Source organism: Streptomyces sp. NPDC127129 (genome assembly GCF_042671585.1).
In the GTDB taxonomy this organism is placed as follows: Bacteria; Actinomycetota; Actinomycetes; order Streptomycetales; family Streptomycetaceae; genus Streptomyces.
Genome location: NZ_JBHXTV010000003.1, coordinates 66,442 through 88,979 on the forward strand (window position 1 = coordinate 66,442; position 22,538 = coordinate 88,979).

Here is a 22,538-nt window from a genome sequence, read left to right on the forward strand (position 1 = left end):
GGTGCGCCTCGTCCCACCCGCGCGCCCGCGCCCCCGTCCGCGAACCGAACGCGAAGAGAGGACCACCCGATGAGCACCCGGTACCCGTTCACCGCCGTCGTCGGCATGGACGACCTGCGGCTGGCGCTGCTGCTGAACGCCGTCAGTCCGGCCGTGGGCGGTGTCCTCGTGCGTGGCGAGAAGGGGACCGCCAAGTCGACCGCCGTCCGGGCCCTCGCCGACCTGCTGCCCGAGGTTCCGGTGGTCGCGGGGTGCCGGTTCAGCTGCGACCCCGGTGCGCCCGACCCCGGCTGCCCCGACGGGCCGCACGAGACCGCTCCGGCCGCCGCGCGCCCCGCCCGGATGGTCGAACTGCCCGTCGGTGCCTCCGAGGACCGGCTCGTCGGCGCACTGGACATCGAACGGGCCCTCTCCGAGGGCGTGAAGGCCTTCGAGCCCGGGCTGCTCGCGGACGCGCACCGCGGGATCCTGTACGTCGACGAGGTCAACCTCCTCCACGACCACCTGATCGACCTTCTCCTCGACGCCGCCGCCATGGGCTCCTCGTACGTCGAGCGCGAAGGCGTCTCCGTGCGGCACGCGGCCCGCTTCCTGCTCGTCGGCACGATGAACCCCGAAGAGGGCGAGCTGCGACCGCAGTTGCTGGACCGGTTCGGGCTGACCGTCGAGGTCGCGGCCTCCCGCGAGCCCGAGCAGCGCGTGGAGGTCGTCCGGCGGAGGCTGGCGTACGACGACGACCCGGCCGCCTTCGCCGGCCGCTGGGAGGGCGAGGAGAGCGCCCTGCGGGAGCGGATCGTCGCCGCCCGCGCGCTGCTGTCCGACGTCGTGCTCGGCGACGCCGCCCTGCTCCAGATCGCCGCGACCTGCGCCGCGTTCGAGGTGGACGGCATGCGCGCGGACATCGTGATGGCCCGGACGGCGACCGCGCTCGCCGCGTGGGCGGGCCGGACGGAGGTCACCTCCGACGACGTACGGCAGGCGGCGCTGCTCGCCCTCCCGCACCGCAGGCGGCGGAACCCCTTCGACGCGCCGGGGCTGGACGAGGACAGGCTCGACGAGACGCTGGAGCAGTTCAAGGGCGAGGACGAGGGCGACGACGACCCGGACCCCGGTCCCGACGGCGGACCGGGCGGCGGCCCCGGCGGCGGCGTGCCGCCCCAGGGCGAAGGGCCCGAGGAGAGTGCCCCCCGTGACGCGGGTGCGGACGAGGCCCCGGCGCCCCCTCCGGGCGGGGGCGGCGCCGGTGAGCGCTCCGCCGTCAAGGCCGCCGAGCCGTTCCGTACGAAGATGCTCAGCGTGCCCGGACTCGGCGAGGGCGCGGCCGGGCGCCGCTCCCGGGCCCGTACCGAGCACGGCAGGACGACGGGCGCCGTACGGCCCCGGGGCGCGCTGACCAAGCTGCACCTGGCCGCGACCGTGCACGCCGCCGCCCCGCACCAGAAGGCTCGCGGGCGGACCGGCCCCGGGCTCGTGGTCCGCCGGGACGATCTGCGGCAGGCGACCCGCGAGGGCCGCGAGGGCAACCTCGTCCTCTTCGCGGTGGACGCCTCCGGCTCGATGGCGGCCCGGCAGCGGATGAGCGCCGTGAAGGGAGCGGTGCTCTCGCTCCTGCTCGACGCGTACCAGCGACGCGACAAGGTCGGCCTGGTCACCTTCCGGGGCCGCGACGCCGAGGTCGCCCTGCCGCCGACCTCGTCCGTGGACGCGGCCGCGGCCCGGCTCGAACAGCTCCCGACGGGCGGCCGCACGCCGCTGTCGGCGGGGCTGCTCAAGGCCCACGACGTGCTGCGCGTCGAGCGGCTGCGCGACCCCTCGCGCCGGCCCCTGCTCGTCGTCGTGACCGACGGCCGGGCGACCGGCGGCGGCGCCGACCCGGTGGCGCTCGCCGCGCGGGCGGCGCGGCTGCACGCCTCCGAGGGCACGGCGGCCGTCGTCGTGGACTGCGAGACCGGTCCCGTACGGCTGGGGCTCGCCGGGGACCTCGCCCGCGAACTGGGCGGCACGGCCGTCACCCTGGACGAGCTGCGCGCCGACTCGATCGCCGGGCTCGTCAGGAACGTACAGGCAGAGCACGCAACGAGGAGGGCCGCTTAATGCCGCAGGGACAGCCGACCGTCGTTCCCGACGACGGTCTCACGACCCGTCAGCGCCGCAACCGCGCGCTGGTGATGGTCCACACCGGTGTCGGCAAGGGGAAGTCGACCGCCGCCTTCGGCATGGCGCTGCGCGCCTGGAACCAGGGGTGGCCGATCGGGGTGTTCCAGTTCGTCAAGTCCGCCAAGTGGAAGGTCGGCGAGGAGAACGCCCTCAAGGCGCTCGGTGAGACCGGCAAGGGCGGCACGGTCGTCTGGAACAAGATGGGCGAGGGCTGGTCCTGGATCCAGCGCGAGGTCGCCGAGGGCGAGCAGTCGCACGAGGACAAGGCCCGCGAGGGCTGGGAGCAGGTCAAGCGCGACCTCGCGGAGGAGAAGTACAAGTTCTACGTCCTCGACGAGTTCGCGTACCTGCTCCACTGGGGCTGGATCGACACCGCCGAGGTGGTCGAGGTGCTCCGCGACCGCCCCGGGCAGCAGCACGTCGTGATCACGGGCCGCAACGCGCCGCAGGAGCTCCTGGACTTCGCGGATCTCGTGACGGACATGTCGAAGGTGAAGCACCCGATGGACGCGGGTCAGAAGGGCCAGCGGGGCATCGAGTGGTAGCACGTCTCGTCATCGCCGCGCCGTCCTCCGGCGCCGGCAAGACCACGGTCGCGACCGGTCTGATGGCCGCGTTCGCGGGCCGTGGCCTCGCGGTCTCGCCGCACAAGGTCGGTCCCGACTACATCGACCCGGGGTACCACGCGCTCGCGACGGGCCGGCCGGGCCGCAACCTCGACGCATACATGTGCGGTACGGGGCTGGTCGCGCCGCTCTTCGAGCACGGGGCGCGCGGCTGCGACCTGGCGGTCGTCGAGGGCGTCATGGGCCTGTACGACGGCGCCGCGGACCAGGGTGAGCTGGCGTCGACGGCGCAGGTCGCGAAGCTGCTGAAGGCGCCGGTCGTCCTCGTCGTGGACGCCTCGTCGCAGTCCCGGTCGGTGGCGGCGCTGGTGCACGGGTTCGCCTCGTGGGATCCGGAGGTGCGGATCGGCGGCGTCATCCTGAACAAGGTGGCCACGGACCGTCACGAGCATCTGCTGCGGGAAGCTCTTGGCGGGTCGGGGGTGCCGGTGCTCGGCGTGCTGCGGCGGGCGCCCGCGGTGGCGACGCCGTCGCGGCATCTGGGTCTCGTGCCGGTCGCCGAGCGGCAAGCAGCCGCGGTAGAGGCGGTTGCTGCGCAGGCGGAACAGGTGCTTGCAGGGTGCGACATGGACGCGTTGCTGGCCCTTGCGCGGTCGGCGCCGCCGTTGCCCGGAGCTGCCTGGGACGCCGTGGACGCCGTGGACGCCGTTCGGATGCGGGCCGGGAGCGGGACGGTGCACCCCACCGGTCCGGCCGGACCCGTGCCCGCGAGGCCCGTGGTCGCCGTCGCCGGGGGCGCCGCGTTCACGTTCTCCTATGCCGAGCACGGCGAGCTGCTCACCGCCGCCGGCGCGGAGGTCGTGACCTTCGATCCGCTTCGGGACGAAGGGCTTCCGGCCGGGACCTCCGGGCTCGTCATAGGCGGCGGCTTCCCCGAGATGTACGGGGCCGAGCTGTCCGCCAACGCGCCTCTGCGGAAGGCCGTCGCCGAACTGGCCGCCTCCGGGGCGCCCATTGCCGCCGAGTGCGCCGGGCTGCTGTACCTCGCCCGTTCGCTCGACGGGACGCCGATGTGTGGGGTGCTCGACGCCGAAGCGCGGATGTCGGAGCGGCTCACGCTCGGGTACCGGGACGCCGTGGCCGTCAGCGACAGTCCGCTCGCCGCCGCGGGGGCGCGGATGCGGGGCCACGAGTTCCACCGGACCGTGATCGAGCCGGGCGCCGGGGCGGACGCGGCCTGGGGACTGCGGCAGCCCGAGCGGCGGGTCGAGGGGTTCGTCCAGCAGGGGGTGCACGCGAGTTACGTGCACACCCACTGGGCGGGGGCTCCGGAGGCAGCCGTGCGGTTCGTCGAGCACTGCGCGAACGGGCCGGTGGCGTGAGATCAGCCGCCGGACAGGCCCACCACGAGCCAGATGAAGCCCACGCCCGCCACCGTGCACAACAGGGTGGAGCGGGCGGGGTGCTCGTGGTGTGCCTCGGGCAGGATCTCGGCCGCGGCGAGGTAGAGCAGGGCGCCGCCGAAGAACCCGAGATAGCTGCCGAGCATTTCCTCCGGAAGGGTGAACAGCAGAGTCGACGCGGCGCCGACGATCGGCGCGAGCGCGTCCGCGACCAGCATCATGACCGCCTTGCGACGGGCGTTCCCGTACAGGCTGGTGATCGTGTACGTGTTGAACCCGTCGGCGAAGTCGTGGGTGATGACGGCGAGCGCGACGGTGGCGCCCATGCCTCCGCCGACCTGGAAGGCGGCGCCCAGCGCGATGCCGTCCATGAGGCTGTGGACCACCATGGCGGCGGCCGCGGTGAGACCCACCTGCGGCACCCGCTCGTCGGCCCCGACGCCGTGCGCCGCCTGACGGACCGCCAGCAGCCGTTCCACGACATGGGCGAAGAGGAACCCGCCCACGAAGAGGAGCAGGGCCTGCGGCACACCGAAGACCTTGGTCCCGGAGGCCTCCAGGGCCTCGGGCAGGAGGTCGAGTCCGACCACGCCGAGCATGAGCCCGCCGGCCAGGCCGAGGACCAGGTGACGCCGGTCGGTGACGCGCTGCGCCGTCCAGCCGCCGAACAGCGTCATGAGGAACGCGCCGAGCGCGACGATAACGGCCATGCGCCTTTGCTATCCGATCGGACACGCTCCGCGCACATCAGCGGCGCCGTCGTGGGGATGCTGGTCGCATGATCACGGTGATCGGCAGCGGTGCGGGCGCGGACCTGGGCTCCTGGGCGGGCGAGGCGGCCCTGGTGGTGGACGTGCGGAGCGACGAGTTGACGGACACGGACCTCGACCTGGTCGAGAAGCACGTGTCCGAGGGCGGGACACGGGTGATCGTGCGGGTGCTCGGGGACCCCGGGTTCTTCGGGGTGGTGCGGACGCTGGAGCAGCGCTTCGGGACCGAGGGGATCGATGTACGGCCCGGGCCCACGGCCGTCGGGCTCGCGTTCGCCCGGCTGGGGCTGCCGTGGGACGACGCCCTCGTGGTGGAGGGCACGGCGCTCGACCGCGCGGTGAACGTCTGCCGTGCGCATCCGAAGGTCGCCGTGCTGCCCGGGCCCGGCGTGGGGCCTGCCGAACTGGGCGGGGAGCTGGTGCACCGGGTGGCGTCGAGGACGCTGGTGGTGTTCACCGCGCTGGGCGATCCCTTCCGGGAGCGTTTCGAGCGGGTCGAGCCCGCGGAGGCGATGTGCCGGAGCTGGGAGGGCGTGAGCCTGGTCCTGTGTCTGGACGAGTCACGGCAGGAGGGGCCGGCTCCCGCGGTGACCGGCCCGCTCACGGGTCCGGGCCGATGGGCGCTGCCCGACGGGGAGTTCGGGACCCGGTCCGCTGCGGACGGCGGGGCCGGGGCGGACGGTGCGGACGCTGCGGAAGGCCGTTCCGTACTGCCGTACGAGGCGCGCGCGCTGGCGCTCGCCCGGCTCGGGCCGCGGGCCGGGGACCTGGTCTGGGACATCGGCACGGCCTGCGGCGCGGTGGCGATCGAGTGTGCCCGGCTCGGCGCGGCGGCGGTCGCCGTGGAACAGACGGCGTCCGGTGTCGAGCGGATCCGGGCGAACACGGCCGCGCACGGCGTGGAGGTGCGGGCCGTGCACGGGTCGGCACCCACGGTGCTGTCCCATCTGGCCGATCCCGACGGGGTGTTCGTCGGCGGCGGTGGGCGCGAGCTGAGGTCGATCGTGCTGGCGGCGGGGCGCCGGGCGCGGCGCTCGGTCGTGGTGGCGGTGACGGCCCTGGAGCAGGTGGGGGCGGTCCGCTCGGCACTGGCGTCCTGCGGTCTGGCGGTCGAAGGCGTGCTGCTGCAGTCGCAGCGTCTGCTCGCGCTGCCGGACGGGTCCTCGGCGATGGCGCCGACGGCGCCGGTGTTCCTGGTGTGGGGGACGCGGTGAGCGGGGCGACGGTAGGGGTCGGCGCCCGCTCGGGGGTCTCGGTGGACGAGGTCGTCTGCCTGGTCACGGAGGCGCTGCGGGAGGCCGGTCTCACGGGTTCGGACGTGACGGCGCTCGCGACGCTGGAGGCACGTGCGGCGGAGCCGGGGATCGCGGGCGCGGCCGGGCGGCTCGGGGTGCCGCTGCGGGCGTACGGGGCGGAGGAACTGGCCGCCGTCTCCGTGCCGCACCCCTCGCGGGCGCCGCTGTCGGCGACCGGAACGGCGTCGGTGGCGGAGGCGGCGGCGCTGCTCGCGGCGGGCGCCGGTGCCGCACTCCTCGTACCGAAGCGGAAATCGGCGCGCGTGACGTGCGCTATCGCCCGGTCCCTCCCCGTTCGTCCGAACGAAGATGCCTCTGCCGTACGGTTGTTGCCCCAGAGACAGGGGTACATCGCTGGTCAGACGGAGCCCCGTACACCCCCCACTCATCACCCGACGGCGGCCATGGATACCCACGCGCACACTGATGCCCACGATCTGCGCCACCACGGTGACGCAGAGGTACGGGACGAGAAGCTGATCGACCTCGCGGTCAACGTCCGGACGAACACGCCCCCGGAGTGGCTGCGGGCGCGGATCGCCGACAGTCTGACCGGCCTGGCGCACTACCCGGACGGCCGGGCCGCGCGCGCCGCGGTCGCCGAGCGCCACGATCTGCCGCCCGGCCATGTGCTGCTCACGGCCGGGGCGGCGGAGGCGTTCGTGCTGCTCGCGCGGGCGCTGCCGACGCGGCGGCCGGTGGTGGTGCATCCGCAGTTCACCGAGCCCGAGGCGGCCCTGCGCGACGCGGGCCACGAGGTGGGCCGGGTACTGCTGCGGGAGGAGGACGGGTTCCGGCTCGATCCGGCGGCGGTTCCGGAGGACGCGGACCTGGTGGTGATCGGGAATCCGACGAACCCGACGTCCGTCCTCCATCCGGCGGCGGCGATCGCGGCTCTGGCGCGGCCGGGACGGACGCTGGTGGTGGACGAGGCGTTCATGGACGCGGTGCCGGGCGAGCGGGAGTCGCTGGCCGGGCGGACGGACGTGCCGGGTCTCGTGGTGCTGCGGAGTCTCACGAAGACCTGGGGCCTGGCGGGGCTGCGGATCGGCTACGTCCTGGCGCACCCGGAGACGATCGCGCTCCTCGATCGGGCGCAGCCGCTCTGGCCGGTGTCGACCCCGGCGCTGGTGGCGGCGGAGGCCTGCATGTCACGGGCCGCGCTCGCGGAGGCGGAGTTCGCGGCCGAGCGGATCGGGGCCGAGCGGGCCCATCTTCTGGCGGGGCTTGCGGAGTTCGACGAGGTGCGGGCGGTGACGGCGGCGGAGGGTCCGTTCGTCCTGGTCCGGATCGATCGCGCGGACGCGGTACGGGAGCGGCTGCGGGCACTCGGCTTCGCGGCACGACGCGGGGACACGTTCCCGGGCCTGGACCGGAACTGGCTCCGGCTCGCGGTCCGGGACCGGGCCACCACGAACAGATTCCTGCAGGCCCTGGACCAGGCCCTGTTGATCGAGGGCTAGGGCACGGCACCCGCCGCCCCCTACGCCCCCTGGGTCACGGCGGCGGGCAGGCGCCGGGTGACCTCGTCCGCGAGGCGCTCGAAGTCCCCCCTCAGGAACGGCGTCGCCAGCCTCGCCAGGCCTTTGAACCGCAGGGACGCCTCGTACGTCATCGAGGTCGTCGTCGCCGACCGGGCCTCGAAGCGCATCTCGTCGGTCGCGGTCACGGTCTTGTTCGTCCCGACGAACACCAGGCGGGCGGGCTCGCGGGCCTGCAGCCGGTAGTCGAGTTCGGTGAGGCGTCCGCGGAAGCGCGAGGTGTTGCGCCAGACGGAGCCCTCTCGCACGGGCCCCTCGTCGACCCTGACGCAGGAGACCGTGCCGGGGTCCCATTCCTCCGCCCGGCCGAAGTCCTCCAGATAGGCCACCAGGCTGTCCAGAGGTACGGAGAGGAGGAAGTTTCGTTCGACCGTGATCACTGCGTCAGCCTCCGGCGTCGGCCCCGAGGGGGAGCTGCCCCCGAGGGGATCTGTTCGTTCCCGCTTCGTTCCCCCTTCCCCTGACGCGGCACCCACGGATGCGCCCGCTCCCGGCGGGCGGCGGGCGGCGGGCGGCGGGGAGACGGAACGGAGGGCGGCGCGGTCGCCGCCCTCCGTTCCACTCCGCGTCCCGCCTTCGGGCCGGTCAGCCGCGGGCGCGGCTGCGGGCCAGGACGAGCGCTCCCGCGCCGCCGCCCAGCAGGACGATCGCACCGCCGGCCAGGTACGGGGTCATCGAGCTGCCGCCCGTGGCGGCGAGGTTCTGGTCGGCGGGGTTGGTGCCGTCGTTCTGGGTCGTCACACCGCCGTCGTCGGAGGGCTCGGCGGAGGGCTCCTGCGAGGGCTGCTCGCTCGGCTGCTCCGTGGGCTTCTCGGTCGGCCTGTCGGTGGGCGGGTCCGTCGGACCCGAGCCCTTCGGCGTCTCGCAGGTGGCCTCCGCGAGGGTCACCACACCCTTGACCTCGGCGACGCCCAGCTTCAGCGGGTTGACCTCCACCTTCAGTTCGAGCGCGGTCGCCGCGGCGGTGCGGGAGGTGGTGGAGGTACGGGACAGGTCGAGGGTCACGTCGCCGATGCCCGGCACGGTGACCTTGGTCTGTCCGGCCGTCGACAGGGTGGTCTTCTTGCCGAAGACGATCACGTGCCCGAGGACGTCGGCCTCGGCGACGGGCTGCTTGCCCGTCTCGCAGACCGCCCTGGCGGTGACCTTCTTGACCTCGATCAGGGAGAGCAGGGGCACGCCGGGGACATGGACCCGGGCCTTGACCAGGTTGACGTATCCCTCCGCCTTGTTCTCGTCCACCGTGGCCTTCGAGGTGGCGACGTCGGCACGCAGCACGTCGATCGGCTTGTTGTTCTCGGCCCCCTGGACCTTCACCGTCAGCGCGGTCTTGTTCTCGCTCTCCGGCGCCTTGACCTCGTTGAGGGTGGTGCGCAGCGGCACCTGGACCGACTTGTCGAGCAGGGAGACGTCGAGACCGGTCCGCAGGACGACGGCGGTCGCGCGCCCCTCTCCGCCGCCCGTGGCGTGCGCCGCGGGGGCCAGGAGGAGCACGGGCCCGACGGCCAGCGCGACGGCGGTCGCCGCGGCGGCGGTGCGGCGTACGGGCATGCGGAAGGTGTCGCTGTTCAAGATGGTGGTACCCCCACAGGAGACATGGCGTCGCCGGCCGCTCACCACGGGGACACGGGGTCGACGCGGCCTCGGCGACTTGAGACACCGGAATCTTTACGCACGGAGAGTGAACCGACAGCCACCTGGCGTGAGTTCACTCCAAAGGGGGGTTTCCGCGCCCATATTCGATTCTTTCGGCACACGCGTTCCCGCGTGCCCCGCGCGTTGCGAAGAACGCGGGGCGCGCGGGAAGTGTTTCAACGATCCGCCCCGGTCAGGGGTAACGGACGGTCAACCCGACGCATCGGCGGGGCTCGTCACGTGGCGCGCCAGTAGCCCAGCGAGTGGATCCGGTCCTTGGGGAGCGCGAGCTCCTTGCGGACGTACGTGGCGAGGGTGCGGGTGGTCGCGGTGTCACAGGCGATCCAGACGTACGGGTCGTCCCCGAGCAGCTCCGGGAGCTCCTTGCGCACCTGCTCGACGAGCGTCGCGCCACCGCCCTGCCGGGGAACCCGGCGGACGTCGTGCCGGTCCGCGTCGACGCGCAGCGGAAGCTCCTCGTCCGCGTCGTGGGAGGTCTCGAACCAGAGCGTGGCCGGCACGTCGGGCGCCGAGTCGAGGAGGGAGTTGATGGCCGGCATCGAGGCCGGGTCGCCGATCACGAGCATGCGGCCGGGGCGGGGCTCGGGGGCGGTGAAGCCGGTGCCCTGGAGGGTGGCCTCGATGGTGTCACCGGGGGCGCAGGTGCGGGCCCAGTCGCTCGCGGCGCCGTCGTGGAGGGCGAACTCCAGACTGAAGGTCCCGGCGGCCGGGTCGGGGTCGACGAGAGTGTAGGCGCGCTGGTGCGGCTTGCCCGCGTTCTCGAACCAGAGCCGCACCCACATCGTCGGGTGCACCCCGGCGGCGGCGAGGAGTCCGCCGTCCGTCAGACGGACCCGGCGGTAGTGCTCGGTGACCTGCTCGGCCCCGGTCACCGTGAACGTGAAGTCCCGGCCACGGAACAGTTTGAGGACGACGCCTTCCCAGCCATGCCCTTGCCCCACCGCGATCGTCTCCCCTGCGTAGCGTAGATTAATTTAGGTCAGCCTAACCTAATCAGCGTCGGACGGGATCGGAGTCGGAGTGAGCATCGAGGTCTACCGGGACGATTGGGGCGTACCGCATCTGCGGGCCGCCGATCCGATCGAACTCGTCTTCGCGCAGGGGCGGGTGACGGCGGTGGACCGCGCCTGGCAGCTGGAGGTCGAACGGCACCGGGCCCAGGGCACGTCCGCCGCGTTCCTCGGCGCGGACGAGACCGGCTGGGACACCTTCGTACGGCAGGCCGCGCTCGCCGACACCGCGCGCCGCTGCTTCGACGCGCTGGACCCGCAGACGGCCCGTTGGGTACGGGCGTACGTGGACGGCGTCAACGACGGCCTGCCGGAAGGCGCCGCCCGGGCGCCCCAGTTCGCCCGGGTGGGGCTCACGCCCGGGCGCTGGGAGCCGTGGACGCCGCTGGCGGTCTGGCTCTCCACGCACATCCTCTTCGCGGGCTTCCCCACCAAGCTGTGGCGGGAGGAGGTCGCCCGCCGGCTCGGTGAGGAGTGGACGGAGCTGTTCGCCACGGACGGTCCCGGCACGTCCGGGTCGAACGGTTGGGTGGTCTCCGGGGCCCGGACCGCGAGCGGGGCGCCGATCGTGGCGGGCGACCCGCACCGCTTCATCGAGGCGCCCGGGGTCTACCAGCAGATCCGTCTCGCCTGCCCGGAGTACGACGTGCTCGGCCTCGCGGTTCCCGGCGTCCCGGGTCTCGCCCACTTCGGGCACACGGGCCGGGTGGCGTGGGCGATCACCAACGCGATGGCCGACTACCAGGACCTGTACCGCGAGCGGCTGCGGCGGACCGCCGACGGCGGGGTGGAGGCCCTCGGCCCGGACGGCTGGCGCCGGGCGTCCGCGCACCGCGAGACGGTCGAGGTGGCGGGCGGGGAGCCGGTGGGGATCGAGGTCGTCGAGACCGAGCGCGGGCCGGTGATCATCGGCGCGGACGGCGGCGCGGCGGACGCGGTCACGGATGCCGGTTCCGGCGGTGACTCCTCCTGGGAGGCGATCAGCCTGCGCTACCCGCCGCGCGTGACCGGTGAACTGGGCTTCGCCGTCCTGCCCGAGCTGCTCGGCGCGAGGAGCGTCGCGGACGTGGACCGTGCCGTCGACGGCTGGGCCGAGCCGGTCAACGTCGTCCAGGCCGCCGACGTGGACGGCGGTCTGCTGCACCGGGTCGCGGGCTGGGTCCCGGTGCGCGACCGGGCCAACTCCCTGCGGGTGGTGCCCGCCTGGGAGGCCGCCCACGCCTGGAAGGACGAGGCCGTCGCCACCCCCCGCGCGGACGTCGACGGACACGCCGTCATGGCCAACGCGCGGGGCATCGCCGCCCCGCTGGGCGTGGAGTTCTCCCCCCCGCACCGGGCGGCCCGGATCGACGCGCTGCTCGCCGCCTCGACGGCCTGGACGCCCGAGGGCATGACCGCCGTCCACACCGACACCGACAACCCCTCGGCGGCCCGGCTCCTGGGCCTGGTCCTGGCGGGAGGCGAGGACGGCCTCTCCTCCGGCGCCCGCGCCGTCCGGGCACGGCTGCTCGCCTGGGACCGGCGGATGGAGGCGGAGAGCACCGACGCCGGCCTGTACGCCGCCGTGCGCGGGGCCGTCGTACGGCGGGTCGCCGGCCATCAGGCCTTCGCGGCGCTGCGCGAGCCCGCCGCGCACCCCGCCGTCTTCCAGCCCTGGCTGGCGCTCGGGCCCCGCGTCGCGTTCGCGCTGGAGACCCTGCTCGTCTCGGGACCCGTACCGGCCGCCGACATCGCCGGCATCGTCCGGGAGGCCCTGGAGGAGGTCGCCGCCGGGGACGAGCCGCCCGCGTGGGGCGTCACGCACCGGCTCGCCCCGTGGGCGGCCCTTCCCGAGGAGGACGACGCGAGCTGGCCCGGCCTCGGCGGGGACCACGACTGCGTGCTGTCCACGTCCAGCGTGCCCGGGTTCACCGACCGCAGCGCCCGCGCGTCCGCCGCCCGCTACGTCTGGGACCTCGCCGACCGCGAGCGGAGCCTCTGGGCCGTGCCGTTCGGCGCCTCCGGCGTCACCGGCGACCCCCACCACCGCGACCAACTCCCCCTGTGGCTGCGGGGCGAACTCGCCCCCGTCACCACCGACTGGAACCACCTCACCAAGGAGCACCCCCGCCATGACGACCACTGACTCCAGACAGCCGGTCCACCTCCAGACCGTCGAGGGCTTCGGCACCGTACGGATCGACCCCGTCGACCCCGACCGCGACGCCGCACTCATCCACGAGTGGGTCAACGAGGACCGCGCCCGGTTCTGGGGCATGGCCGGGACCACCGTCGACCAGGTACGGGAGATCTACGCGCACCTGGACTCGCTCACCACGCACCACGGCTTCCTGGTGCGGCGTGACGGCGAGCCGGTGGCGCTCTTCCAGACGTACGACCCCGCGGCCGACCGCGTGAGCGAGTGCTACGAGGTGCAGCCGGGCGACATCGGGGTGCACATCCTGATCGCCCCAGCCGCCACCCCCGAACCCGGCTTCTCCGCTCGGCTGTTCGTCGCCCTGAACGCGTTCGCGCTGAACGACAGGACCCGCGCCGTGGCGGAGCCGGACGCCGACAACGAGAAGGCGCTCGCCCGGCTGGTGCGGGCCGGTTTCGAGCTCGGCCCCGAGGTCGTGCTGCCGGAGGTGGACCTCCCGGAGGTCTTCATCCCGGCGAAGAGGGCACGCCTCGCGTTCCTGAGCCGCTGACCTGTCGCGGGCCCGGTGCCGTCGGCAGCGGGCCCGCGGAGACCGAGGGGTATTCCGGCCCGCGTCAGGCGATCACTCGGCCGTTCACGACGACCCTGCGGGGGGCCGCCAGGGCGCGGACGTCCGCGCGGGGGTCCTCGGCGTAGACGACGAGGTCCGCGGGGGCGCCCTCCTCAAGGGAGGGGCGGCCCAGCCAGGCGCGGGCGCCCCAGGCCGTCGCCGAGAGGGCCTCGACCGGCGGGATGCCGGCCTTGACCAGTTCCTCGACCTCGGCCGCGACCAGCCCGTGCGCCAGGGAGCCGCCGGCGTCCGTGCCGACGAAGACCGGGACGCCCGCGTCGTACGCCGAGCGCACGGTGTCGTACCGGCGCTCGTACAGCCGTCGCATATGCGCCGACCAGCGCGGGAACTTCTGCTCGCCGCCCTCCGCGAGCCGCGGGAAGGTGGCGATGTTGACGAGTGTCGGGACGATCGCGACGCCCCGCTCGGCGAAGAGCGGGATCGTGTCCTCGGTGAGTCCGGTGGCGTGCTCGATGCAGTCGATGCCCGCCTCCACCAGGTCCCGCAGCGAGTCCTCCGCGAAGCAGTGCGCGGTGACCCGCGCCCCGAGCCGGTGGGCCTCGGCGATCGCCGCCTCGGCCTCGGCGCGGGGCCAGCAGGCGCCCAGATCGCCGGCGTCCCGGTCGAGCCAGTCCCCGACGAGCTTCACCCAGCCGTCGCCGCGCCGCGCCTCGCGGCCGACGTACGCCACCAGGTCCTCGGGCTCGATCTCGTGGGCGTAGTTGCGGATGTAGCGGCGGGTGCGCGCGATGTGACGGCCCGCGCGGATGATCTTCGGCAGGTCCTCGCGCTCGTCGATCCAGCGGGTGTCGGACGGCGAGCCCGCGTCACGGATCAGGAGCGTGCCCGCGTCGCGGTCGGTGAGCGCCTGCTTCTCGCTGGTGGCCTCGTCGACCGGGCCGTGCTGGTCCAGGCCGACATGGCAGTGCGCGTCCACGAGACCCGGCAGTGCCCAGCCCTCCACCGTCAGCGCCTCGCCGGACGGACGGGTGTACGTGATCCGCCCGTCGACCGCCCACAGCTCGTCCCGTACGTCCTCCGGGCCGACGAGCACCCGCCCCTTCACATGCAGCACCACGCGATCGCTCATGTCTGCACTCTACGAGGGGCGGGCACCCCGCTACAGAGGGGTCGTTTCCGAAGCGTCCGGGAACCGGCTCGGTACCCTGAAGCGACGTTCGACCCCCTGCGAAGAAGGCACCGCCGTGACCGTGACACATCCGCTGCTCGACCTGGCCCCGCTGACCGCCGCGCACTTCGCGTCCATCGAGCGGAGGGTCGCCGCCCTGCTCTCGACGGAGCAGGACGTGGTGATCACGCAGGGCGAGGCGCTGCTGCCGCTGGAGGGCTGCATCCGCAGCGGGGCCCGGCCGGGCTCGACCGCGCTGAACATCGTCACGGGGCCGTACGGCCAGACGTTCGGCAACTGGCTGCGGGACTGCGGCGCCACGGTGGTGGACCTGGACGTGCCGTTCCACACGGCGGTGACGGCCGCTCAGGTGGAGCGGGCGCTGGCCGAGCACCCGGAGATCGACTTCGTGTCGCTGGTGCACGCGGAGGCGGCGACCGGCAACACCAACCCGGTCGCCGCGATCGGCGAGGTCGTGCGCGCGCACGGCGCGCTGTTCTACCTCGACGCGGTGGCCTCGATCGGCGCGGAGCCGGTGCTGCCGGACGAGTGGGGCGTGGACATGTGCATCATCGGCGCGCAGAAGGCGATGGGCGGCCCCGCGGGTGTCTCCGCGGTCTCCGTGAGCGAGCGGGCGTGGGAGCGGTTCGCGGCCAACCCGCAGGCTCCGCGCCGCTCGTACCTCTCGCTGCTGGACTGGAAGGAGCGCTGGATCGACGGCGGCCGCAAGGCGCTGCTGCACGCGCCGGCGCAGTTGGAGATGCTGGCCCTCGAAGCGTGCGTGGAGCGGATCGAGGCGGAGGGCCTGGACGTCCTGATGGCCCGCCACGCGTCCGCCGCGGCCGCGACGCGCGCGGGCGCGCGGGCGCTGGGCGGCGGCCTCGAACCGTACGTCCACGACGCCAAGGACGCGGCCCCGGTCGCGACGACGCTGCGCGCTCCGGCGGGCGTGGACGCCTCGCAGCTGGTCGCCCGGGCCCTGGAGGCCGATCCGTCGCTGCCGCTGATCGCGGGCGGCGGCGCGCTGGCGAAGGAGATGATCCGGGTGAACCACTACGGCGTGGACGCGACCCCGGGCGCGGTGCAGTCCTCGCTGGCGGCCCTGGGCGCGGCCCTCGCCGACACGGGCCGCCCGGTGGCCCTGCAGGCCGCCCACCGCGCGGCGGCGGAGGCGTGGGCCTAGAGCCACCCCCTGGGGCGCGGCACACCGGTGAGGGGCCGGGGTGACGGGCGGACGTCGTCGTCCGGCCGGTCACCCCGGCCCCTTCCGTATGGGCCCGGCGGGCCGACCTCGTGCCGCACGGCGGCGGGCCGCCGGGAAGGCACCGCGCACGGCCGGCGCGCATTCTCCCGGCACAATTCCCGAACCAATTTCACACGCGCATTATCCAAGCGAATTCCCCGTACACATTCCGAGTTTCTTCTGCCCCGGATCTCGGACCCTAAACGCTAAGGTTTCATCAGTACTTTCGAGCCATTCCGGCGCCTGTGACGGACTCCACATCGCCGCCCTTTTGCCCGTATTTACCCGGTCAAACCGGTACAGACCGGTGCTCGCGCGAATAACACATCGATCCTCTCCAGCCCACCCCTCCGCCCCATGCAATCCAAGAATTCGGTCGGTAAATTGCCTCGGCATGACCGCAGCACAAGCAGCCATGACCTTGGAAAGCCCACGCGTGGAGGACGGAGCCGCGATCTGGCGAATAGCCCGCGATTCCCGGGTGCTCGACCTGAACTCCTCGTACAGCTACCTGCTGTGGTGCCGCGACTTCGCCGCCACGTCGCTGGTCGCGCGCGCCGCAGACGGTGAGCTGGTCGGCTTCGTCACCGGATATCTCCGTCCCGACCGGCCCGGGACCCTCGTCGTCTGGCAGATCGCCGTCGACGAGAGCCAGCGCGGCCGCGGCCTCGCCGGGGTGCTGCTCGACGCGCTGACCGCCCGGGTCTCCCCGGAGGCCGTCGAGACCACGATCACCCCCGACAACACGCCCTCGGACCGGCTCTTCACCTCCTACGCGGCCCGGCACCGGCTCCCCCTGGAGCGCGAGGTCCTCTTCGACGGGGGCCTGTTCCCCGACACCGCCGACGGCGCCGCGCACCAGCCCGAAGTCCTGTACCGCATCGGCCCCTTCCACACCCCTGGAGCTTCGCTGTGACCATCACCCCGCCCGAACTGAGCGTCTTCGAGACCCTGGAGTCGGAGGTCCGCAGCTACTGCCGCGGCTGGCCCACCGTCTTCGACCGCGCGCAGGGCGCACGGCTCACCGACGAGGACGGCCACGAGTACCTCGACTTCTTCGCCGGCGCCGGCTCGCTCAACTACGGCCACAACAACCCGGTACTGAAACGGGCTCTGATCGACTATCTGGAGCGGGACGGGATCACCCACGGTCTCGACATGGCGACCACCGCCAAACGGACCTTCCTGGAGACCTTCGAGGAGGTCGTGCTGCGGCCGCGCTCGCTGCCGTACAAGGTGATGTTCCCGGGCCCGACCGGCACCAACGCGGTGGAGTCCGCGCTGAAACTGGCACGGAAGGTGAAGGGCCGCGAGTCGGTGGTCTCCTTCACCAACGCCTTCCACGGCATGTCGCTGGGGTCGCTGGCCGTCACCGGCAACGCCTTCAAGCGGGCCGGCGCGGGCATTCCGCTGGTGCACGGCACGCCGATGCCGTTCGACCACTATCTCGACGGGCGGGTACCGGACTTCCTCTGGTTCGAGCGGCTGCTCGAGGACCAGGGATCCGGCCTGAACAAGCCCGCCGCGGTGATCGTGGAGACGGTCCAGGGCGAGGGCGGCATCAACGTGGCACGGGCCGAGTGGCTGCGGGCGCTCGCCGATCTGTGCCGCCGCCAGGACATGCTGCTGATCGTCGACGACATCCAGATGGGCTGCGGCCGCACCGGCGCGTTCTTCTCCTTCGAGGAGGCCGGCGTCACGCCCGACATCGTCACGCTGTCGAAGTCGATCAGCGGATACGGGCTGCCGATGTCGCTCTGCCTGTTCCGGCCGGAGCTGGACGTGTGGGAGCCGGGCGAGCACAACGGCACCTTCCGGGGCAACAACCCGGCCTTCGTCACCGCCGCCGCCGCGCTCGACACGTACTGGGCCGACGGCCAGATGGAGAAGCAGACCCTGGCGCGCGGCGAGCAGGTCGAGCAGACCCTCCTCGCCATCTGCGAGGAGAACTCCGCCGACGGTGCCCACTACCGCGGCCGCGGCCTGGTCTGGGGCCTGGAGTTCGCCGACCGGACCCGCGCGGCGAAGGTCTGCGCGCGCGCCTTCGAGCTGGGGCTCCTGCTGGAGACCTCCGGCCCGGAGAGCCAGGTCGTCAAACTCCTGCCGCCGCTGACCATCACCCCCGAGGAGCTGGACGAGGGGCTGCGGACGCTGTCCCGCGCGGTCCGCGAGACCGTCTGATCCAGCCGTACCACCGCCAGACGAAAGGGAGTTGCACCACCGTGATCGTCCGATCCTTCAAGGACATCGAGAACACCGAACGCCATGTGCGGGCGAAGTCCGGCACCTGGGAGAGCAAGCGGATCGTCCTCGCCAAGGAGCGGGTCGGCTTCTCGCTGCACGAGACCGTGCTCTACGCGGGCACCGAGACGTCCATGTGGTACGCCAACCACATCGAGGCCGTCCTGTGCGTCGAGGGCGAGGCCGAGCTGACGAACGACGAGACCGGAGAGACGCACTGGATCGAGCCGGGCACGATGTACCTGCTCGACGGCCATGAGCGGCACACCATGCGTCCCAAGACCGACTTCCGCTGCGTCTGTGTCTTCAACCCGCCCGTCACCGGCCGGGAGGACCACGACGCGAACGGGGTGTACCCGCTGCTCACGGAGGAGGGCTGACCATGACGAACGTCCTGACCGACCTGTACCCGACCCGAGGCGCCTCCGAGGTGCTCACGCCACGCCGGGATCCGGTGGTGTGGAGCGACGCCCCGGGCCTGGAGTCCTTCGAACGGGACGGCTTCCTCGTCGAGCCCGAGCTGCTGGCCGACGACGAGGTCGCGGTGTACCGGCGCGAGCTCGACCGGCTGGTCGCCGATCCGGCCGTACGGTCCGACCCGCGCGCGATCGTCGAGTCGAAGTCGTCGACCGTGCGCTCCGTCTTCGAGGTCCACCGGCTCAGCGAGGTCTTCGCCCGGCTGGTCCGCGACGAGCGGGTGGTGGGCCGGGCCCGCGAGATCCTCGGCTCGGACGTGTACGTCCACCAGTCGCGGATCAACGTGAAGCCGGGCTTCGGCGCCTCCGGGTTCTACTGGCACTCGGACTTCGAGACCTGGCACGCGGAGGACGGGCTGCCGCGCATGCGCACGGTGTCGGTGTCGATCGCGCTGACGCGGAACCACGACACCAACGGCGGCCTGATGATCATGCCGGGCTCGCACCGCACGTTCCTGGGGTGCGAGGGCGCGACGCCGAAGGACAACTACAAGCGCTCGCTGCAGATGCAGGACGCCGGCACCCCGTCCGACGAGGCGCTGACCTCGCTCGCGGACGCGCACGGCATCCGGCTCTTCACGGGCCGGGCCGGTTCGGCGACCTGGTTCGACTGCAACGCGATGCACGGCTCGGGCGACAACATCACGCCGTATCCGCGCAGCAACGTGTTCATCGTCTTCAACAGCGTGGAGAACACGGCGGTGGAGCCCTTCGCGGCACCGGTGCGGCGGCCCGAGTTCATCGGCGCGCGGGACTTCACACCGGTGCGCTGAGCCGGGTGGGCGGTGCGGATCCGGGTGCGCGGAGCCGGGCGCGCGATGCCGGTGGTGCGGGGGCGGCCTTCTCGGCCGCCCCCGCATCCGTCTCTCAGCCCGCCAGGACCTCCAGGGCGCGGTCGACGTCGGCCGAGCCGTTGTAGAGGTGGAAGGACGCCCGCAGGTTGCCCGCGCGGGCGGACATCAGGACGCCCGACGAGAGCAGGGCGGACTGCCGGTCGCCGAGGCCCGGGACGCCGACCACGCCGGAGACGTCCGGCACCGGGGCGTGCCCCAGCTCCACGAGGCCGGCGCGGAACCGGGCGGCGAGGGCCTTGTTGTGGGCCTCGATCCGCTCGATCCCGATCTCTTCGAGCAGCGCGAGCGAGCGGGCCGCGCCGTGGTACGAGAGGAAGGCCGGGGGCTCGTCGAACCGCCGTGCGGAGCGGGCGAGTTCGCGCACCGGTCCGTAGCTGTTGGTCCACAGCTCCTCGCCGGTGACCCAGCCCGCGTGGATCGCGACCAGCGAGTCCTGCGCCTCCTCGGTGACGGTCAGGAAGGACGCCCCGCGCGGGCAGAGCAGGAACTTGTAGCCCCCGGCCACCGTGTAGTCCCACTCCCCCGCCCGCAGCGGCAGCCAGCCGGCCGACTGGGTGGCGTCGAGGAGCGTGCGGGCGCCGTGCGCGGCCGCCGCGGCGCGGATCGCGGCGAAGTCGGCCGTCCTGCCGTCCGCCGACTGGACGGCCGAGAAGGCGACGAGCGCGGTGTCGGGGCGGACCGACTCCGCCAGCCGCTCCAGCGGGACGAACCGCGTCTTGAGGTCGCCGCGGATCGTGAACGGGGTGATCAGGGAGCTGAAGTCGCCCTCGGGGAAGAGGATCTCGGAGCCCGCCGGCATCGACTGCGCGATCATGCCGACGTGGACGGAGACCGAGCTGCCGACCGCCACCCGGTCCGGGTGGACGTCCATGAGCCGGGCGTAGGTGGCGCGGGCCTCGGCGACGGTCTCGAAGTCGCCTGCCCCGTTCGGGCGTCCGGCCGCGGTCTCCTCGGCGAGGAGCGTGACCGCCTCGATCGCGCGGCGCGGCAGCAGCGCGCAGGCGGAGGTGTTCAGATACGTCTGCTGGGGCGCGAACTCGGCTCCGCCGAGGGGTTCCATGGCATCCATGGACCCAGCCTGGGGTCCCTCCGACCTGCGGTCAATTGCCTTTGATCATGGGGAAAGGCCAAGCCCGGCTTATGTGCGCAGGTCAGAGGCGCGCCTCGGCCCCGGACGGGCCGGTCAGGCCTCGCAGGTCCCGTCGATGTCGCAGGCCGCCGCTTCGCCGCCGGCCGGCTGGAGCGCCCGGCCCTGCCAGGCCTGCTCCAGGGCCTGCGTGAAGACCTCGGCGGGCTGGCCGCCGGAGATGCCGTAGCGGCGGTCGAGGACGAAGAACGGCACGCCGTTCGCGCCGAGCTCGGCCGCCTCGCGCTCGTCGGCCCGCACCGCGTCGGCGTACGCGGTCTCGTCGGCGAGCACGGTGCGGACCTCGGTCTCGTCCAGGCCGGCCTCGACCCCGAGCCGTGCGAGGGTCTCGCCGTCGAAGACGGACCGCTCCTCGGCGAAGTTCGCGCGGTACGCGAGGTCGAGCAGCTCGTTCTGCCGGCCGCGCTCCCTGGCGAGGTGGAGGAGGCGGTGGATGTCGAAGGTGTTGCCGTGGTCACGGCCCTCGGTGCGGTAGCCGAGGCCCTCGGAGTGCGCGTTGGAGGCGACGTGCGCCTCCATGGCGCGGGCCTCGTCCAGGGTCCGGCCGTACTTCTTCGCGAGCATGTCGATCACCGGCGCGGTGTCGCCCTTGGGCCGGTTCGGGTCGAGCTCGAAGGAGCGGTGCACGACCTCGATCTCGTCACGGTGGGCGAACTCCGCGAGCCCCTTCTCGAAGCGGGCCTTGCCGATGTAGCACCACGGGCAGGCGATGTCGCTCCAGATCTCGACGCGCATGTTGTTGCTTCTCTCCGGGGTCGTGAGGGGTCTGTTCCGTGGCCGAAACACATCCGGCGGCCGGATTCATTCCGCGACGGGCACCACTGTGAGACGGAGCACGAGGTGGGTGCCGGAGCGCGGGGTGCCGGGGTCCTGGATCCAGCCGCGGGCGGCGTAGAAGGCGCGGGCCCGCTCGTTCTTCTCGAAGACCAGCAGGCGCGCGGTGGCGATCCCCTCGGCGCGCCAGACGTCGAGGCAGGCCGCGTGCAGTGCGGTGCCGAGGCCGCTGCGCCAGCGGCCGGGCCGGACGTGCAGCTGGGTGAGCGTCACCGCCTCGTCCCCCCTGCGGTACGCCGCGACGCCGCCGAGCTCGCCGTCCCGCTCCGCGCAGAGCACGTCGCCCCGCTCCACGGCCCTGCTCCATCCGTCCCGGGAGCGGGCGAGCTCCTCGGGTCCGGCGTACTCGCCGTCGGCGAGATGGCCTCGGTAGTAGGTGGACCGGGCCTCCAGGTGCAGGGCGGCTATGGCGTCGAGGTCGTCGGGGGTCGCGGCTCTGATCATGACAACGGGGACGCGACGGCCGGGAGGGCGGTTGCGCGCGGCGGCTCCCCGCCGCTCCCTGCCGGTCCGGCCGGACCCGGCCCCGGCTCCCCCTTCCGGTACCTCCCCGGCGCCATGCCGTACTCCCTCTTGAACGCCTTGGCGAAGGCGAACTCCGAGGCATAGCCGGTGCGTCGGGCGACCGTGCGGATCGGGGTGTCGTCCGCGCGGAGCAGCCGCCCCGCCGTCGTCATGCGCCACCACGTCAGATAGGCCAGCGGCGGCCTGCCGACCAGCATCGTGAAGCGGCGGGCGAAGGCCGCGCGGGAGAGACCGCCCTCGGCGCCGAGCTCCTCCACCGTCCACGGCCGGGCCGGCTCCGCGTGGATCGCGCGGAGGGCCGCGGTGACGGCCGGATCGCGAAGGGCGGCCGACCAGCCGGTGCTCCGCCCGGGACGCTCGGTCAGCCACCAGGTGCGGAGCAGCAGCACGAGCAGGGTGTCGAGCAGGGCGGGCACGAGCGCGTCGGATCCCGGCTGCGGGTCGGCGAGTTCGGTGCCGAGCAGGTCGACCGCGGCGCGCAGCCGGGGGTGGGCGCCGGGCCTGGCGGGGATGTGCACGAAGGGGGGCAGCTCGGTGAAGAGGGGGTGGGCCCGGGCCCGGCTCACCTGGTACGCGCCGCACAGCAGCAGGGTGTCGTCCGCGCGGGCCGGTTCCCGGTCGGGTGGCGTGGGCCAGGAGCCGTCGGGCGCCTGTACGGCGTCGACGAGCGGGGTGCCGGGGTGGCCGGCGAGTCCGTGGCCGGTGCCGTGCGGCAGCAGGGCCACGTCACCGGGGTGGAGCTCGACGGGCTCGCCGTCCCCGCCCGGCGGCACGAGCCAGGCCGTGCCCTGGACGACCACGTGGAATCCGGCGCCGTCGCTGGGCGGGAAACGGAGGCCCCAGGCACCGGAGTTGACGGTACGGGAGGAGTGCGGGCGCCCGGCCCGCATGGCCGCCACGGCGTCGCTCAGTACGTCCATGGCCCGCACCGTAGCGCGAGACGG

Annotated in this window: 21 protein-coding genes; 12 read left to right on the top strand and 9 right to left on the bottom strand. The window is 73.4% G+C overall.

The features are described 5' to 3' along the window. The first annotated feature begins 69 nt into the window (after nt 1-69). Genes ACFVGW_RS06425 through ACFVGW_RS06435 form a run of 3 tightly spaced genes read left to right on the top strand, consistent with a single transcriptional unit; the run spans nt 70 to nt 4,105 of the window. Nucleotides 70-2,094, top strand: coding sequence for a putative cobaltochelatase (locus tag ACFVGW_RS06425; RefSeq protein ID WP_385851049.1), 2,025 nt, complete (start codon nt 70-72; stop codon nt 2,092-2,094). Continuing rightward, nucleotides 2,094-2,702, top strand: coding sequence for a cob(I)yrinic acid a,c-diamide adenosyltransferase (cobO, locus tag ACFVGW_RS06430; RefSeq protein ID WP_383221031.1), 609 nt, complete (start codon nt 2,094-2,096; stop codon nt 2,700-2,702). Before ACFVGW_RS06425 ends, cobO begins: the two co-directional genes overlap by 1 nt. After that, the gene (locus tag ACFVGW_RS06435) at nt 2,696-4,105 is read left to right on the top strand and encodes a cobyrinate a,c-diamide synthase (protein WP_385851050.1); all 1,410 of its coding nucleotides are present in this window, start codon (nt 2,696-2,698) and stop codon (nt 4,103-4,105) included. The genes cobO and ACFVGW_RS06435 overlap by 7 nt, the downstream gene beginning before the upstream one ends. Before the next feature lie 2 nt (nt 4,106-4,107). Here ACFVGW_RS06435 and ACFVGW_RS06440 read toward each other — a convergent pair whose 3' ends face one another. Beyond that, nucleotides 4,108-4,836 (bottom strand): ZIP family metal transporter, encoded by a 729-nt coding sequence (locus ACFVGW_RS06440; RefSeq protein ID WP_383221035.1) that lies wholly within the window; start codon nt 4,834-4,836, stop codon nt 4,108-4,110. Nucleotides 4,837-4,904: 68 nt separating this feature from the next. On the opposite strand from ACFVGW_RS06440, the gene ACFVGW_RS06445 reads away from it, so the two are divergent. Continuing rightward, complete coding sequence (locus tag ACFVGW_RS06445; RefSeq protein WP_385851051.1) at nt 4,905-6,110, top strand: precorrin-6Y C5,15-methyltransferase (decarboxylating) subunit CbiT; 1,206 nt, start codon at nt 4,905-4,907, stop codon at nt 6,108-6,110. Next, a complete protein-coding gene (cobC, locus tag ACFVGW_RS06450) occupies nt 6,107-7,654 on the top strand; it encodes an Rv2231c family pyridoxal phosphate-dependent protein CobC (protein ID WP_385851052.1) in 1,548 nt (515 codons plus the stop codon). Before ACFVGW_RS06445 ends, cobC begins: the two co-directional genes overlap by 4 nt. Before the next feature lie 20 nt (nt 7,655-7,674). On the opposite strand, the gene ACFVGW_RS06455 is transcribed toward cobC, so the two are convergent. The 3 genes from ACFVGW_RS06455 to ACFVGW_RS06465 form a co-directional block, all read right to left on the bottom strand. After that, complete coding sequence (locus tag ACFVGW_RS06455) at nt 7,675-8,112, bottom strand: SRPBCC family protein (protein ID WP_385851053.1); 438 nt, start codon at nt 8,110-8,112, stop codon at nt 7,675-7,677. Nucleotides 8,113-8,317: 205 nt separating this feature from the next. Then, nucleotides 8,318-9,304 (bottom strand): SCO1860 family LAETG-anchored protein, encoded by a 987-nt coding sequence (locus ACFVGW_RS06460; protein ID WP_385851054.1) that lies wholly within the window; start codon nt 9,302-9,304, stop codon nt 8,318-8,320. A gap of 299 nt (nt 9,305-9,603) precedes the next feature. Further along, nucleotides 9,604-10,329, bottom strand: a complete 726-nt coding sequence (locus ACFVGW_RS06465) for a siderophore-interacting protein (RefSeq protein ID WP_385851055.1) — start codon at nt 10,327-10,329, stop codon at nt 9,604-9,606. Nucleotides 10,330-10,408: 79 nt separating this feature from the next. Here ACFVGW_RS06465 and ACFVGW_RS06470 point away from each other — a divergent pair, with 79 nt between their 5' ends. Continuing rightward, nucleotides 10,409-12,523 carry a penicillin acylase family protein gene (locus ACFVGW_RS06470; RefSeq protein ID WP_385851056.1) on the top strand — a complete coding sequence of 705 codons (2,115 nt, stop codon included), beginning with the start codon at nt 10,409-10,411 and terminating at the stop codon, nt 12,521-12,523. Then, nucleotides 12,510-13,085 carry a GNAT family N-acetyltransferase gene (locus ACFVGW_RS06475; RefSeq protein WP_385851057.1) on the top strand — a complete coding sequence of 192 codons (576 nt, stop codon included), beginning with the start codon at nt 12,510-12,512 and terminating at the stop codon, nt 13,083-13,085. Before ACFVGW_RS06470 ends, ACFVGW_RS06475 begins: the two co-directional genes overlap by 14 nt. 64 nt (nt 13,086-13,149) lie before the next feature. Here the strand turns inward: ACFVGW_RS06475 and ACFVGW_RS06480 are convergent, their stop codons facing one another. After that, on the bottom strand, nt 13,150-14,235 hold the full coding sequence (locus tag ACFVGW_RS06480; RefSeq protein WP_385851058.1) for an amidohydrolase family protein: 1,086 nt from the start codon (nt 14,233-14,235) through the stop codon (nt 13,150-13,152). Nucleotides 14,236-14,356: 121 nt separating this feature from the next. On the opposite strand from ACFVGW_RS06480, the gene ACFVGW_RS06485 reads away from it, so the two are divergent. From ACFVGW_RS06485 to thpD, 5 genes are all read left to right on the top strand, one after another. After that, on the top strand, nt 14,357-15,457 hold the full coding sequence (locus ACFVGW_RS06485) for a pyridoxal-phosphate-dependent aminotransferase family protein (RefSeq protein WP_385851303.1): 1,101 nt from the start codon (nt 14,357-14,359) through the stop codon (nt 15,455-15,457). A gap of 454 nt (nt 15,458-15,911) precedes the next feature. Beyond that, entirely contained in the window at nt 15,912-16,433 is a 522-nt protein-coding gene (ectA, locus tag ACFVGW_RS06490; protein ID WP_385851059.1) for a diaminobutyrate acetyltransferase, read from the top strand. Continuing rightward, on the top strand, nt 16,430-17,698 hold the full coding sequence (gene ectB, locus ACFVGW_RS06495) for a diaminobutyrate--2-oxoglutarate transaminase (protein WP_383221050.1): 1,269 nt from the start codon (nt 16,430-16,432) through the stop codon (nt 17,696-17,698). The genes ectA and ectB overlap by 4 nt, the downstream gene beginning before the upstream one ends. A gap of 41 nt (nt 17,699-17,739) precedes the next feature. Beyond that, nucleotides 17,740-18,138: an ectoine synthase gene (locus ACFVGW_RS06500; protein ID WP_352186227.1), complete on the top strand. Its 399-nt coding sequence runs from the start codon at nt 17,740-17,742 to the stop codon at nt 18,136-18,138. A 2-nt stretch (nt 18,139-18,140) separates the two neighbouring features. Continuing rightward, nucleotides 18,141-19,007: an ectoine hydroxylase gene (thpD, locus tag ACFVGW_RS06505; protein WP_385851060.1), complete on the top strand. Its 867-nt coding sequence runs from the start codon at nt 18,141-18,143 to the stop codon at nt 19,005-19,007. Between the two features lie 94 nt (nt 19,008-19,101). Here thpD and ACFVGW_RS06510 read toward each other — a convergent pair whose 3' ends face one another. The 4 genes from ACFVGW_RS06510 to ACFVGW_RS06525 all read right to left on the bottom strand — a co-directional run bounded on the left by ACFVGW_RS06510 (nt 19,102) and on the right by ACFVGW_RS06525 (nt 22,514). Beyond that, a complete protein-coding gene (locus tag ACFVGW_RS06510) occupies nt 19,102-20,157 on the bottom strand; it encodes an aminotransferase class V-fold PLP-dependent enzyme (protein WP_385851061.1) in 1,056 nt (351 codons plus the stop codon). A gap of 114 nt (nt 20,158-20,271) precedes the next feature. Further along, a complete protein-coding gene (locus tag ACFVGW_RS06515; RefSeq protein ID WP_385851062.1) occupies nt 20,272-20,970 on the bottom strand; it encodes a DsbA family oxidoreductase in 699 nt (232 codons plus the stop codon). Between the two features lie 66 nt (nt 20,971-21,036). After that, a complete protein-coding gene (locus tag ACFVGW_RS06520) occupies nt 21,037-21,513 on the bottom strand; it encodes a GNAT family N-acetyltransferase (RefSeq protein ID WP_385851063.1) in 477 nt (158 codons plus the stop codon). Beyond that, entirely contained in the window at nt 21,510-22,514 is a 1,005-nt protein-coding gene (locus ACFVGW_RS06525) for an AraC family transcriptional regulator (RefSeq protein WP_385851064.1), read from the bottom strand. The genes ACFVGW_RS06520 and ACFVGW_RS06525 overlap by 4 nt, the downstream gene beginning before the upstream one ends. Nucleotides 22,515-22,538: the final 24 nt, after the last annotated feature.

Excerpts from the sequence above, each read along its gene's own strand:
- ACFVGW_RS06425 (WP_385851049.1), top strand. The coding sequence starts at position 70 with ATGAGCACCCGGTACCCGTTCACCGCCGTCGTCGGCATGGACGACCTG.
- cobO (WP_383221031.1), top strand. The coding sequence starts at position 2,094 with ATGCCGCAGGGACAGCCGACCGTCGTTCCCGACGACGGTCTCACGACC.
- ACFVGW_RS06440 (WP_383221035.1), bottom strand. The coding sequence starts at position 4,836 with ATGGCCGTTATCGTCGCGCTCGGCGCGTTCCTCATGACGCTGTTCGGC.
- ACFVGW_RS06445 (WP_385851051.1), top strand. The coding sequence starts at position 4,905 with ATGATCACGGTGATCGGCAGCGGTGCGGGCGCGGACCTGGGCTCCTGG.
- ACFVGW_RS06475 (WP_385851057.1), top strand. The coding sequence starts at position 12,510 with ATGACGACCACTGACTCCAGACAGCCGGTCCACCTCCAGACCGTCGAG.
- ACFVGW_RS06480 (WP_385851058.1), bottom strand. The coding sequence starts at position 14,235 with ATGAGCGATCGCGTGGTGCTGCATGTGAAGGGGCGGGTGCTCGTCGGC.
- ectA (WP_385851059.1), top strand. The coding sequence starts at position 15,912 with ATGACCGCAGCACAAGCAGCCATGACCTTGGAAAGCCCACGCGTGGAG.
- thpD (WP_385851060.1), top strand. The coding sequence starts at position 18,141 with ATGACGAACGTCCTGACCGACCTGTACCCGACCCGAGGCGCCTCCGAG.
- ACFVGW_RS06510 (WP_385851061.1), bottom strand. The coding sequence starts at position 20,157 with ATGGATGCCATGGAACCCCTCGGCGGAGCCGAGTTCGCGCCCCAGCAG.
- ACFVGW_RS06515 (WP_385851062.1), bottom strand. The coding sequence starts at position 20,970 with ATGCGCGTCGAGATCTGGAGCGACATCGCCTGCCCGTGGTGCTACATC.
- ACFVGW_RS06520 (WP_385851063.1), bottom strand. The coding sequence starts at position 21,513 with ATGATCAGAGCCGCGACCCCCGACGACCTCGACGCCATAGCCGCCCTG.
- ACFVGW_RS06525 (WP_385851064.1), bottom strand. The coding sequence starts at position 22,514 with ATGGACGTACTGAGCGACGCCGTGGCGGCCATGCGGGCCGGGCGCCCG.